The following is a 12,438-nucleotide window of genomic DNA, read 5'->3' as shown; positions in this document are numbered from 1 at the left end:
GCCTGCCGGGACCGCTTGTCCGATGCGGGGGAGCGGCCGGTGGCCAGGGCTGGGACTCGCGGCCAGGCAGGCCGATCCGGTCGAGGCTCTCGCCACCCGGGTTTGCGGGAGAGATCGCCTGACCGCGTCTTCGGCTGATTCCGGAGCCAAGTCACCGCCCAGCCGGGTCACAGGAGAACCGAGTCGCCGACCAGCCGAGTTGCCGGGCCAGCTAAGGCACGGGCCAGCCAAGTCACCGGCCATCCGAGATCCGCCGCTCAACCCCACCGCCGACCGGTTCCGCGCCAGGCCTCGGCTGAGCCCTCCGAGACGGCACCCGCCTCCGGCTCAGCCGCGAAACCCGCCTGCCTCCAGAGCCGCGTCCACCTTCGCCCGGTGCGCCTCCGCCCACTCGTCGAGCGTCTGCGCCTCCTCCTTGGCCAGCTTCGCCCGCGCGTCCGCCAGCACCTGCGCCGCGTCCGGTCCCGGCACCACGACCACGCCTTCTTCATCCGCCACGACGATGTCCCCGGCGTGCACCGTCACCCCGCCGCACCGCGCGGGCTCGCCCAGCGGCGTCACCGCGGCTTTCGTGCCCGGGATCGGGATCACGCCGCGCGCGAACACCGGGAAACGCGCCTCGCGGACCTCCGCCAGGTCGCGGATCACGCCGTCGAGGACGAAGCCCGCGATGCCGCGTCGCTGAGCAGTCGCGCAGACGTTGCCGCCGGCCAGCGCGTAGTCGACGTCGCCGGACTCCGCCACGATCACCGCTCCGGCGGGCGCGCGGTGGATGGCCGCGTGCAGCATCAGGTTGTCGCCCGGCGGGCAGCGCACCGGGTACGCGGGCCCGGCGATCCGCGGCACCGGCCCCCACAAGGGGCGCACGCCGTAGTCGAGCACCTGGCCGCGGCCGAGCAGGTCGGCGAGCGTCGTGGTCGGAATGTCGGCGAAACCGTCGTCCATGGACGGCGATGCTCTCACGCGCGGCCCGGCCGGATACCGTTCCGTGGCACCGATCACGGAGGAGAAGATGGCTTTCCGGCACACCGTCGTCGCGTCACCGGTCGGCGACCTCACCCTGGTCGCCGACGGCAGCGCGCTGGTCGCCGTCTACTTCGACGGCCACAGCCGGACCCCGCGCTTCCCCGACCTCGGCCCGCGCGCCGACGACGGTTTCGCCCCTGCGACTGAGCAGCTCGCCGAGTACTTCACCGGCCGGCGGCGGACTTTCGACCTCGAACTGGACCTGCGCGGCTCCGAGTTCGAACGCCGCGTATGGCAGCTGCTGACCCGCATCCCTTACGGCGAGACCCGCACCTACCGCGACCTGGCCGTCGAACTGGGCGAACCCGGCGCGGCGCAGGCGGTCGGCAACGCGAACGGCTGGAATCCGCTGAGCATCGTCGTGCCCTGCCACCGAGTGGTCGGCAGCAGCGGCGGCCTCACTGGCTACGCGGGCGGCGTCGACCGGAAACGCTTCCTGCTGCAGTTGGAAGAGCCGCCCGCCGACGACGCCGGACGGCTGTTCTAACGGCTCACCCCAGCGCGGCGCGGCCGTGTTTCCAATACCCCTGGAACGCGATCGCGTGCTTCGGCACCCCGCGCTCCCGCGTGAGAAACCGCCGCGCGCCAGTGGCCAGCCCGCTTTCGCCGGCGACCCACGTGTAGCCCGGCGGATCGGACAGATCGAGCTGGGCGAGGACGTCGAGCGCGAGCCGGCCGGGCAGCCGGTCGTCCTCGCGAACGAGCCATTGGACGTCGGCGCCGAGCGGCACGTCGACCGCGTGGATGTCGTCCCGCGCCCCGACCTCCAGCAAGACCGTGGCCCGCAGACCCGGCGACGACTCCAGGATCGCCAGCGCCGCCGGAATCGCGCTTTCGTCGGCGAGAAGAAGCTGCTTCACGCCTTCCGGCGGCAGGTAAGTGATTCCCTCGTCGAGAATGCCGATCTCGTCGCCCGGCCGCGCGTTCTCCGCGAACCTCGACGCCGGACCGCCGTCGCCGTGCACCGCGAACTCGATGTCCACCTCGCCGGGCCGCGTCGCGCGGATCGTGTAGTTCCGCACCCACGGCCTCGACGCGCTGCTCATGAGCATGTGCTGCGCGAGCCAGCGATTGCTCGACGCGGTGGGGAGGCGCAGCTCGCCCTGCCCCTCGCGCGGGAAGAACAGCCGGCACCATTGATCGAATCCGAGCGGGGCGAAGTCCTCGAGGTCCTCCCCGCCGACGGTGAGGGTCACGAAATGCGTGGACGTCCGTTCGGCGCGCAGCACGGACGTCCGGAGCAGCCGCCTGGTGTCGGGCGTGCGGCGCTGGGGGAGGGTCGGCATGGTGGTCCCGATTCAGTTAGGTAAGGCTTACCTCTTGAACGTTAGCCGCTTCCTCGAGGGAACGGCAAGGACGCGCGAACTCGCCCCGAATGCACCCGTCCGTGCTCCTCGCCTCCGGCGGATACCTCCATCCGGGCCAGTTTGCCGAGCGTTGCTTACGCTCGATGATCACGCTCCGTGTCACTCGTGTGGGTGACGGTTGACCGCTCAATAAATGGACCGGCCGTGACACTCTGTGTATCACTGTCGGCGATCTCCTTCGGCGAACCCGAGTTTGCCCGCCTGGCGAATGTGCGGATGAACGTGCATATTCCCGTGTCAGCGCCGCTTCTTCGCAGTTCGCGGATGTGTCAAGAGGTCTGGACCAGCGGGCGGGAGAGTGGCCGCCGGGTGTCGAATCGGTGACAGCGAAGAGTAGCGAAAACCGTCACTCGAACCGTTGGGCGACGCTGAAGGACCGTTCACCGCGACACTGCCAGTAGAACTGGTCGGTGACACACCGTCTTCGCCAGGATGAGCCCATCCCGGGCTCGCGCCGCACGAACGGCCGGGGTCCGGGCAGCCGTCGGAACCGGTCCGCCGGACGGAAGAGAAAGGGATGACGACCTCATGACGGTGGTTCCCTGCCTCGCCGACCAGCCTCGCCGAACCGGGCAGCCGCGCCAGATCGGCGGGGCGCCCGAGCCGGAAGAAGCGGTGCTGGTCCGGGCGCCTCAGCCGGATCGCGAGCGCGAACCGGAGACAGGTCCGCGACCCCGCGGCGCGGCGAGGCTGGCGAGAATGGCCCAGCCTGCTGAGGACGCGCCGGTTGGTGGCGCTGGTGAGCAGGCAATGCCGCAGCAGCCGGACGGCGCGGCGGAATCAGGCACCTCGGTTCAGCACAGCAGCCCCGAGCAGTCAGCTGGAAAGACGCCGTCCGAGAAGGCTCAGCCACGGGAACCGGCTCGGTCAACCGAGCCAGCCCAGTCAGGCGATGCAGCCCCGAACGACGCCGCGAGCGCCAACGCAGCCGCCGCCGATCAAGGCGATGCGGTCGCCGCCCGCACGGCCGCAACCGACGCAGCCGCTGCCGACCAGGGCGATGCAGTCGCAACTCGCACGGCCGCAACCGATAAAGCCGCCGCCGATCGAAGCGATGCGGTCGCCGTCCGCGCGGCCGCAGCCGACGCAGCGGCTGCCGACCAGGGCGATGTGGCCGCCGCCCGCACGGCCGCAACCGACGCAGCCGAGCCCGAACCAGCCGACCCCCTCCACCCGGACCCCGACCACCCCAGCCGGGTCCGCGTAGTGGTCGACTGGGACCCCTTCTCCCGCCCGCCCCGCCGGATCGCCACCCGGGACGAGATGGTCGACTCCGCGCACCGGGTTCTCGCCCGCCGCGAGCACGGCCGCCACCGCAAACCCGACACCCGCGACCCCTGGACGTCCCGGGCCGCGGATTTCGTCGTCGCCTGGGCGTCCACGCTCCGGATGGCGTTGCTCCTCCTCGCCGGGACCGCGTTCCTCACCGGCCTCGTGCTGATGGACAGCCCGATCGCGGGCGTCGCTGTGACGTCGGCGATCCTCGCCGCGGGCGTCGGGGGCTGGGTCGCCCGGCCGCGAAGGTCGTCCTCGCATCGCTGCTGAAAGAAAGTCCGGCGCGGTGTCGATGCCGTGCGAGCCCGTTCGACGAGGATGTGACAGCTGGACGAAACCAGCCACTGACCCCGAGGAGCGGGCAATGCGTTTCCTGATGATGCACCGGCTTGACGAGAGCGCCCCCGAGGCCTGGAACCCGAGCCCCGAGTTCATCGCGAAGATGGGCGCTTTCATCCAGGACTGGACCGAGCGCGGCATCCTGATCACCGCCGAGGGCGTGCATCCGTCGGAGAAGGGCGCGATCGTCCGCAAGCCGCGCGGTGCGACGCCGGCCGCGACGGACGGGCCGTTCACCGAGGCCAAGGAGGTCATCGGCGGGTTCGCCCTGGTCAACGCCGCGGACCGGGCCCAGGCGGTCGAGTACGCGAGCCAGTACGCGGACCTGTTCGACGAGATCGAGGTCGAGGTCCGCCAGGTCGTCGAGTTCGAGGATATCGAGGGCATGGGCGCGGAATAGCCCAGTGCGCGGGGCATCCGGCCTATTCGCGCGCCAAGTCTTTGTCATTCGTTGACCCGCACCGCGCCGGGGGCGGATCTTCGTTCTGGGAACAGGGCGGGGTCCGAGGAGGCAGCGGTGCGGGTCATGCTCACGGCGGTCTTGACAACGATGTCGGCACTGGCGCCGATCCAGGCGAAACCGGCCGGACCCGCGGCGAACATCGTGGTGTGCAACAAATACTGCGACGACCGCGCCGCCGATCAGGCGTCCAGCGATCGGATCGCGGTCACCGCGCCGCTCGACGACCGCGTCCTCCAGTTGCACTTCGCCGACGGCGACCCGATGGGCTGGGCCGTCGTCGACCACTCGCGCCCGGGCGACCAGGTGTGGCTCGACCGGTCCTTCGACGGCGGCGCGACCTGGGACGGCGGCGCGCAGCTGGGCCTGACCACCGCGCCGTCCGGCGTCGGCGGCTGGCGCACGCAGATGTACAACAACGACGACTGGAACAACCGCGGCGTCGGCGCCCTGCGCGCGTGCGGCAGCGCGGTCGACACCGGCCGGATCGCTTGCACGCCTTGGGCTCGCACCCGCTGGAACGCGGCGAACCGCTCGCAAGCGGCGGCGACCGCGTTGATGGCGCTCTACGACAACGGCACCGGCTACTTCCGCAACGGCGGCGGCTGGGGGAGCGCGGTGTCGCTGGCCGCGGTGGTCCGCAACGCCGCGGTCAGCCGGATGGCCAGCTACGACTACGCGATGGCCACGACGTACGACAAAAACGTCAACGCAGGCCGCGGCCAGTTCCGCAACGAGTTCTCCGACGACACCGGCTGGTGGGCGATGGCATGGCTCGACGCCTACGACCGCACCGGCCAGCAGCGCTACCTCGCCACCGCCAAAGCCGGCGCCGACCACATGCAGACCTTCTGGACCGGCGATTGCGGCGGCGGCATCCGGTGGAAGGAAGGCCTGACCTACAAGGCATCCATCTCCAACAGCCTGTACATCCAGGTCAACGCCACCATCGCCGACCGCACCGGCGACGCGACCTACCGGACGCGGGCGCAGCAAGGCTGGGATTGGTTCCGCGGCAAGGGACTCATCGGCTCAGACGGCCTCGTGGTCGATGGCGTCGACGGCACCAGCTGCGCCGCGGTCGGCCAGCGCTACACCTACAACCAGGGCGTGTTCGTCTCCGGCCTCACCGCGCTGTCCAAGGTGACCGGCGACCAGGACCTGATCGGCACCGCCCGGTCGGTCGCCTACTCCACGACCCGCACCGGGTCGTTCTTCACCGGCGCCGACGGCATCGTCCACGACCCCGGCGAGGGCAGCAGCTGCAGCGACGACGGGTCGTACTTCAAAGCCGGACTCGTCCGCGGACTGTCCGAACTGGACGCCGCGACGTCCGACGCGCCGTATCGGGATTTCCTGACCAGGCAAGCGGATTCCGCCTATGCCCACTCCCGAAACGACTTCGACCAGTACTCGCGTTCGTGGTCCGGCAGCGCGGAGAAAGGGCCGGGTTGCCAGGCCGCGGCGCTGGGGTTGATGAACGCGACGTACTAGCCCGGTTAGTGATCGACAGCACACCCGTCTCCGCAAGGCCCATCCGGGTACGGTTGACGGTGCCACGGAATCCTGCGTGGTTCATGCGGACGGGGAAGGGCGATCGTGGAGCTGAAGGTCGGGTACAAGGCGTCGGCGGAACAGTTCGGGCCTCGCGAGCTGGTGGAGTTCGCGGTGCGGGCCGAGGAGCTGGGGCTGGACTCGGTGTGGGTGTCGGACCATTTCCTGCCGTGGCGCCACGAAGGCGGGCACGCGCCGTGGGCGCTGGCGTGGATGCCGGCGGTGGCGGAGCGGACCAGCCGGGTGCTGATCGGGACCAGCGTGCTGACGCCGACGTTCCGGTACAACCCGGCGGTGATCGCGCAGGCGTTCGCGACGATGGCGCTGCTGTCGGGCGACCGCGTGATCCTGGGTGCGGGCACCGGCGAGGCGCTGAACGAGATCGCGGTGTCGGGCCGGGAATGGCCGGAGTTCAAGGAGCGGTTCGCGCGGCTGCGGGAGTCGGTGCGGCTGATGCGCGAGCTGTGGAGCAAGGACAGCGTCGACTTCGAGGGCGACTACTACCAGCTGGTGAACGCGAAGATCTACGACCGGCCGGAGCGTCCGGTGCCGGTGTACATCGCGGCGGGCGGCCCGGTCGTGGCGAAGTACGCGGGCCGCGCGGGCGACGGGATGATCTGCACGTCGGGCAAGGGCATGGAGCTCTACACCGACAAGCTGATGCCGGCGATGGCCGAGGGTGCGGCCGCGGGTGAGCGGGACGCGTCGAATGTGGACCGGATGATCGAGATCAAGATGTCGTACGACCGGGATCTGGAGAAGGCGCTGGCGAACACGCGGTTCTGGGCCCCGCTGTCGCTGAGCGCGGAGCAGAAGCACACGGTTTCCTCGGCGGAGGAGATGGAGCGGCTGGCCGACGAGTTGCCGATCGAGCAGGTCGCGAAGCGGTGGATCGTCGCCTCCGACCCGGACGAGGCGGTCGCGCAGATCAAGCCGTACCTCGACGCGGGCCTGAACCACCTGGTGTTCCACGGCCCCGGTCACGACCAGGAGCGGTACCTGTCGCAGTTCGCCGAGGACGTGCTGCCGCGGCTGCGCGCGCTGTCCTGACCTTGGGCGTACGAGACCCCCGTCCGGCTTCGGCTGGGCGGGGGTCTCAGTCTTCGCTGGGGAAGAGGATCGGGCTGAGCAGGTATCGCGTGCGGCCCGGCGCGGGAGCGTTGGCGAGCATCGGCGCGATGGCTTTCCGCATGCCGCCGATCATCGCGAGCAGTTCGTCGCGGTCCAGCCAGACGGCGTGCTGCCGGTAGCCGACGAGATCCTCGACCGGATTCGCCTGGTCCCGGCTGAGGTACGCGTCGAACTCGGCGACCAGCGCGGCGGTCGCGGCGGCGAATCCGCGACGGTGGTCGTCCGGGGTCAGTTCAGCCATCGCGTCCGGGCCGATCGACGCGTTTTCCTTGCGCAGCCGGTAAGTGCGCTCGACCGCGCCGCGCACGCGTTGTTCGTCGGCCACTTCGAGGATGCCGCCGTCGGCGAGGAGGTCGACGTGCCGGTAGACCGTCGCCTTCGAGACGTCCGGGAGCAGTGCGCCCAGTTGAGCGGTGGTGAGCGTCCGGTCGCCGCGCAGCGCGTGCACGATCCGCAGCCGTACCGGGTGTCCTAGCAGAGTCAATACGTCCACTCGCCAATGTTCTCATAAGGTGCTACCGTTCGCACAACTTGAGAACGTTGGGGGCGGGGATGAAGGCGAGCGAACTGGCGACGGCTGTCGTCGAACAGGCACGAGGCGGGCGGTTCGAGGAGTTCGCGATCCGGTTTTCGCCGGAGTTGCGGGCGGCGGTGTCCGCGGCGGCGCTGGAAGCCGCATGGGCCGCGCAGATCGGCGAGCACGGTCCGGTGACTTCGCTCGGCGAGCCGGTTGCCGAGCCGGCGGGTCCTGGGCTGACCCGGGTGCAGGTGCCGGTCGTCTGCTCGCGGGGCGCGTTTCTCGTGGTGATGTCCATTGATTCGGCGGGAACCGTTGCCGGGCTTCGGCTCGCTGCCGCCGCGGCGTGGACTGAACCGTCCTATGTGGACGAATCAGCGTTCGGCGAAGAGGACGTCGTTCTTTCCGCGGAACCCCATTCGGCGCCGGGAACGCTGACCGTGCCGCGAGGAGAGGGGCCGTGGCCGGGCGTGGTCCTGCTCAGCGGCGGCGGGATCTTCGACCGCGACGAGACGGCCGGGCCGAACAAACCGCTCAAGGATCTCGCGTGGGGCTTGGCTTCCCGGGGCGTGGCGGTGCTGCGCTTCGACAAGGTGACGCACGCCCATCCCGAGCTGGCCAGCGCGCCCGGCTTCACGATGTCCGCGGAGTACGTGCCGTATGCCGCCGCGGCCGTTCGTCTTCTGCAGGCGCAGGAGAGTGTCGATGCCGCGCGCGTGTTCGTGGCGGGGCACAGCATGGGCGGGAAGGTCGCGCCGCTCGTGGCGATCGCCGAGCCGTCGGTCGCGGGGCTGGTCCTTCTGGCGGCTGATGCCGAGCCGATGCACCGGGCCGCCGTTCGGGTGGTCCGGCATCTGGCCGCGGTGGACGCCAAGGTCGAGGCGCTCGTCGAGCCGATCACCCGGCAGGCCGAGGCGGTCGCCGATCCGGCGCTGTCGCCGTCGGCGCCGGGGGACGGGCTGCTGTTCGGCTATCCCGGGTCGTACTGGCTGGAGCTGCGCGAGTACGACCCCGTCGCGACCGCCGCATCGCTGCCGGCGCCGATGTTCCTGATGCAGGGCGGCCGGGATTATCAGGTCACCGTCGAGGACGACCTCTCGCGATGGCGGGACGGGCTGGGCGGACGGTCCGAGGTGGACATCCGCGTCTATCCGGTCGACGACCACGAGTTCTTTCCCGGCACCGAACCGTCCACTCCGGACAGTTACCGGCAACCGCAGCACGTCGACCCGGCGGTGATCGCCGACCTGGCGGAGTGGCTGACGCGAGCACGGTGACCGAGGCCCGCTCATCGCGGACCTCGGCCACCGCGGCGATCATTCCCGCCTGAACCGCCTTCTCCGGCTCGCCACCAGGAAGGCCGTGCCTCCGGCGACGAGGGCTCCGCCGAGGATCAGCAGCATCGGCAGCAGCGGAATCCCGGTCGAGGCCAGCGAATCCGTGTCCGTCGCGCCGGGAGCGGGCGGGTGGGCCGCCGGGGGAACCGGGTTCGGGCTCGTCGCCGGGGGAGCGGACGACGTCGGCGGGCCGGGCGGCGCCGGCAGGTAGACGCCGGCGTCGATGGTGTGGTCGACCCCGCCGGCCTGGGCGGGAGCGGTCACCGGCGCGTAGCCGTTGCAGAGCCGTCCGGTCTTGGGCGGCACGACGTTCGAATCGTGCGCCCGGTCCGGTCCGGCGGTCGGGAGCGTGAACCGCAGATCGGTCGGCGGCGGCGTCCCCGGCACGTTGTCGGTGGCCGCGGTGCAGACGTCGAACTGCACGGTGTACTTCTCGCCCGGCTTCAGCTGGTACTCCGCGCCGACGCCGCCGAAGTAGTACTCGCCCGCCTTGTCGGTCTGGGTGGTGGCGACCTTCTTGCCGTCGGTGTCGAGCAGGTTCACCGTCGCCTTCGCGAGCGGGACCTCGTCGGTGCGGTTCGGGTCCTGGACGCCGTTGTGGTCGCCGTCGAACCAGACGAGGTTGCCGATCTGGATCGGCGCGTTCGCCGCCTGGTAGGCGATGTCGCCGAGCCCGCCCGCCTTGCCGAAGCTGTTGGCCGGGCCGACGAACGCGTACCCGTGCTTCGGATTGTCCTGCCCCGGCCCGACGCCGCTGTCGACGTCGTAGTAGCCGACGCCGTCCGAGCTGACGTGCTGCGCCGGGTCCAGTTCGGTGCTGATCACCCACTGCTGCTGCGGGATGTAGGCGACCGAACCCTGCGCGGCCTCCTGGTGCACACCGGTGCCGGAGTGGCTCGGATCGTAGAAGTCGCCGGGGAAGTACTCGACGACGCCTGCCGATTCGTGGCCGTTCGTCTCGGGTTTGCCGTGGTTCGGACAGGCCCCGGTGCCTTCCCAGTCGTATCCGCCGCCCGGGGCCGCGCAGGCCATGGTGATGTCGCCGCCGGACATGCCGGTCGAGACCTCGTTGTGCCCTGGGCGCGGGTCGATGCCGGAGCCGAAGACGTCCATGAACCGGTCGCGGAAGCCGAGGATCATCGAACCGTCGCGGGTGAACGCCAGGCTCGCCAGCTCCGGCTGCGGGTTGATCCCCGCGCCCTTTCTGATGAACTTGTCCCACGACGCGAACGAGGTGTCCCAAGGATTCCAGTGGTCCATGCTGTCGTCCGGGTCCGGGACGGTGATGACGTAGCCGCGCCGGTAGTCGAGGCCATGCGTGACCACCGGTGTGAATTTCGTGCCGTCGTAGGTGTAGACCACGGCCTTCAGGTCCTCGCGCCGCTTCGTGCTTTCCGCCGAGCAGACGCCGCCGACGTACAGTTTCGCGTCGTGCGCCGCGACCGCGAACGGCCGCCAATCGTCCGGGCTGGCACAGTCCGGCATGGGGATCGGCGTCTGCTTTTCGATCTTCGCGGTGGCTCCGGTCGCGTCGAAACGGAGCAGATTCCGGGTCACCAGGCTTATCGCGTACAGCGTCTTGCCGTCCTCGGTGAGCGCGATCCCGCCGAGGCTTTCCTTTCCGGGGACGTCCACGAAATGCTCGTCCTTGCGCATGTCCACCGCGCCGTGCGCGGTGATCTCGGCGGCCGGCACCTTCGCGAACAGCGTGGGCGCGCCGCCGCCGAGCGGCGTCGTGTAAATCGCGCCGCCGCCTTCGGGCCCGTAGGTGGTGAAGCGTTTCGCGAACGCCGACTGGAAAATGCGGTCGCGGTATTTGTCGTACGCCAAACCCCACGTGGTGCCGACTTGCGCCTGAGTGTTCAGCACCGTCGGGCAGGCCGAGTCGGCGGGGCAGGTGCCGCGGAGGCCGCGGTCGAAGGCGACGAGCGCGCGGCTGTTCGGATCGGGCTTGCTGCCGTCGCTGTTCACCGCCGGGCTTTGCACCGGCACGTAATAACGGGCGTCGGGCGGCGTGTGGTCGGCCGGGTTCCAGACGCCGGTGATCACCGAAACGTCCTTGGCCTCGCGCAGATCCACGAACGTCGTGAAACTGTCGAAGTGGTTTTTCTCCGTGGACGCGGGCGCGGCCTGCAAATACGCGCGATACGGATCCGGAACCGAAACGTCGACGCGGTACCGGCCGCCGGCGAGCGGCGCGGCCGGGTCCACCACGACCTTGCCCGCCGCGTCCGTGCGTCCGCGCACCTGATGCCCGGCGGGGTCGGTGACCAGCACCGACATGCCCGGCTGCGGGGTGTCCATGGTGGCGTTGACGATTCCGGTGCCGAAGAAATCCCGGAGCACTTGGACGGTCAATGTGCCGTCCTCCGCGGCCCCGGCGGTGCCGGCGGTGACCGTCACCGCGCTGCCGCCCAGCATCAGGGCAGCAGCGGCTGCTCTGGCCAGCCTGAATCTGCCGCTGGTTCTTCTGCCACCTCGGGTCATGACTGCGGATCTCCGTTCTCTGCGCGGAATATTCGCGCGGCGTGCCGCAAAGCTGTAACAGTGAAGCAGAAAACAACCTTTCCGGGTACGGCGCCGGAGTAAACGGACCGGGTGAATCGAAATCCCTGCTACGGTCACTCGCTGTGCTTGCCAAACGGATCGCGCGCCGCTGGATTGTCGTCGCCGCCGCGGTGACAGTCGCGCTGGGCGCGGGAATATTCTCGTACGTCGCCGCCAGTTCCCCCGATTCCGGCCCGCGCGCGGTCACCGCGGACGAGGCAAGCCGGCTCGCGATCGCACGATTCCGCAATTACCAGAAACAAGGCCGCGCGGTGACGATCAGTGTCCCGGCAGCGGCGGGCGAACTCGTGATCACCGGTTCGGCCGATTACCGCGCCAAGGCCGGTTACGGAGTGCTGAAAGGAAAGGGGCGCAACGACTCCGGCAATGGTCTGATCCGGTGGACCGCGACCCGCGTCGAACTCCGCCCGCTGCCCGCGATCCCCGACCTGCCCCCGGCGAACCCGCCCGCCGACGGCTGGGTCGGCCGCCCGATCAATCCGACAGCGGGCACGTTGGACCGGTCGTTGGCCATTCTTCTCGGCCTCGGCAGCGATCGGCCGGACAACGCGCAATTGCTGCCGCAGAACGGTGCTGAATGGGTATCGGCCGATCAGGTGAACGGCCATGCCGTCGACGTCTTCACGGGCCCGGATTCCCGGGAACGGCCGGGCAGCGCGGAATCTGTCCGGTACTGGCTCGACGGCGACGGAGTCATGTACCGGGTGCGGACTTCGGTTCCGGGGGAAACGAATCCGGTTGTCATTGATTTCGATACGCATGAATTCACTGCTGTGCCGTCTGGCCGCTGACGTTTCCTCAGGATGCGGCTGGTGAGACTCGGTCTGTCAGCGGGGCGGCCTCTCTCGATGCGGGGAAGCGCTG

Annotated in this window: 12 protein-coding genes; 7 read left to right on the top strand and 5 right to left on the bottom strand. The window is 69.9% G+C overall.

Annotation, left to right across the window (positions count from 1 at the left end):
* Positions 1-327: 327 nt before the first annotated feature.
* Positions 328-945 (bottom strand): RraA family protein, encoded by a 618-nt coding sequence (locus ACZ7OI_RS47785; RefSeq protein ID WP_470270740.1) that lies wholly within the window; start codon positions 943-945, stop codon positions 328-330.
* Positions 946-988: 43 nt separating this feature from the next.
* On the opposite strand from ACZ7OI_RS47785, the gene ACZ7OI_RS47780 reads away from it, so the two are divergent.
* Complete coding sequence (locus ACZ7OI_RS47780; RefSeq protein WP_470270739.1) at positions 989-1,513, top strand: methylated-DNA--[protein]-cysteine S-methyltransferase; 525 nt, start codon at positions 989-991, stop codon at positions 1,511-1,513.
* Between the two features lie 4 nt (positions 1,514-1,517).
* Here ACZ7OI_RS47780 and ACZ7OI_RS47775 read toward each other — a convergent pair whose 3' ends face one another.
* Together ACZ7OI_RS47775 and ACZ7OI_RS47770 are read right to left on the bottom strand one after the other, a co-directional pair.
* Positions 1,518-2,312, bottom strand: coding sequence for a siderophore-interacting protein (locus ACZ7OI_RS47775; RefSeq protein WP_470270738.1), 795 nt, complete (start codon positions 2,310-2,312; stop codon positions 1,518-1,520).
* Positions 2,313-3,278: 966 nt separating this feature from the next.
* A complete protein-coding gene (locus tag ACZ7OI_RS47770) occupies positions 3,279-3,566 on the bottom strand; it encodes a hypothetical protein (RefSeq protein ID WP_470270737.1) in 288 nt (95 codons plus the stop codon).
* Positions 3,567-3,599: 33 nt separating this feature from the next.
* Between ACZ7OI_RS47770 and ACZ7OI_RS47765 the strand changes: the two genes are divergently transcribed.
* The 4 genes from ACZ7OI_RS47765 (at position 3,600) to fgd (ending at position 7,071) form a co-directional block, all read left to right on the top strand.
* Positions 3,600-3,938 (top strand): hypothetical protein, encoded by a 339-nt coding sequence (locus tag ACZ7OI_RS47765; RefSeq protein ID WP_470270736.1) that lies wholly within the window; start codon positions 3,600-3,602, stop codon positions 3,936-3,938.
* Between the two features lie 94 nt (positions 3,939-4,032).
* Positions 4,033-4,407: a YciI family protein gene (locus ACZ7OI_RS47760; RefSeq protein ID WP_470270735.1), complete on the top strand. Its 375-nt coding sequence runs from the start codon at positions 4,033-4,035 to the stop codon at positions 4,405-4,407.
* A 126-nt stretch (positions 4,408-4,533) separates the two neighbouring features.
* A complete protein-coding gene (locus tag ACZ7OI_RS47755) occupies positions 4,534-5,961 on the top strand; it encodes a glycoside hydrolase family 76 protein (protein WP_470270767.1) in 1,428 nt (475 codons plus the stop codon).
* Positions 5,962-6,066: 105 nt separating this feature from the next.
* Positions 6,067-7,071: a glucose-6-phosphate dehydrogenase (coenzyme-F420) gene (gene fgd / locus ACZ7OI_RS47750; protein ID WP_470270734.1), complete on the top strand. Its 1,005-nt coding sequence runs from the start codon at positions 6,067-6,069 to the stop codon at positions 7,069-7,071.
* A gap of 46 nt (positions 7,072-7,117) precedes the next feature.
* Here the strand turns inward: fgd and ACZ7OI_RS47745 are convergent, their stop codons facing one another.
* Positions 7,118-7,645 carry a helix-turn-helix domain-containing protein gene (locus tag ACZ7OI_RS47745; RefSeq protein ID WP_470270733.1) on the bottom strand — a complete coding sequence of 176 codons (528 nt, stop codon included), beginning with the start codon at positions 7,643-7,645 and terminating at the stop codon, positions 7,118-7,120.
* Positions 7,646-7,683: 38 nt separating this feature from the next.
* Between ACZ7OI_RS47745 and ACZ7OI_RS47740 the strand changes: the two genes are divergently transcribed.
* The gene (locus ACZ7OI_RS47740) at positions 7,684-8,946 is read left to right on the top strand and encodes an alpha/beta hydrolase family protein (RefSeq protein ID WP_470270732.1); all 1,263 of its coding nucleotides are present in this window, start codon (positions 7,684-7,686) and stop codon (positions 8,944-8,946) included.
* A gap of 39 nt (positions 8,947-8,985) precedes the next feature.
* On the opposite strand, the gene ACZ7OI_RS47735 is transcribed toward ACZ7OI_RS47740, so the two are convergent.
* Positions 8,986-11,427 (bottom strand): SdrD B-like domain-containing protein, encoded by a 2,442-nt coding sequence (locus ACZ7OI_RS47735; RefSeq protein WP_470270731.1) that lies wholly within the window; start codon positions 11,425-11,427, stop codon positions 8,986-8,988.
* Between the two features lie 209 nt (positions 11,428-11,636).
* Between ACZ7OI_RS47735 and ACZ7OI_RS47730 the strand changes: the two genes are divergently transcribed.
* Positions 11,637-12,365: a hypothetical protein gene (locus tag ACZ7OI_RS47730; protein ID WP_470270730.1), complete on the top strand. Its 729-nt coding sequence runs from the start codon at positions 11,637-11,639 to the stop codon at positions 12,363-12,365.
* The last annotated feature ends 73 nt before the right edge of the window (positions 12,366-12,438 follow it).

This window comes from Amycolatopsis sp. NPDC114503 (assembly GCF_055633655.1).
Note: the sequence above shows the minus strand (reverse complement) of the source record. Positions and strands in the feature narration are given on the sequence as shown.

Excerpts from the sequence above, each read along its gene's own strand:
- ACZ7OI_RS47775 (WP_470270738.1), bottom strand. The coding sequence starts at position 2,312 with ATGCCGACCCTCCCCCAGCGCCGCACGCCCGACACCAGGCGGCTGCTC.
- ACZ7OI_RS47735 (WP_470270731.1), bottom strand. The coding sequence starts at position 11,427 with ATGCTGGGCGGCAGCGCGGTGACGGTCACCGCCGGCACCGCCGGGGCC.
- ACZ7OI_RS47760 (WP_470270735.1), top strand. The coding sequence starts at position 4,033 with ATGCGTTTCCTGATGATGCACCGGCTTGACGAGAGCGCCCCCGAGGCC.
- ACZ7OI_RS47755 (WP_470270767.1), top strand. The coding sequence starts at position 4,534 with ATGCTCACGGCGGTCTTGACAACGATGTCGGCACTGGCGCCGATCCAG.
- ACZ7OI_RS47785 (WP_470270740.1), bottom strand. The coding sequence starts at position 945 with ATGGACGACGGTTTCGCCGACATTCCGACCACGACGCTCGCCGACCTG.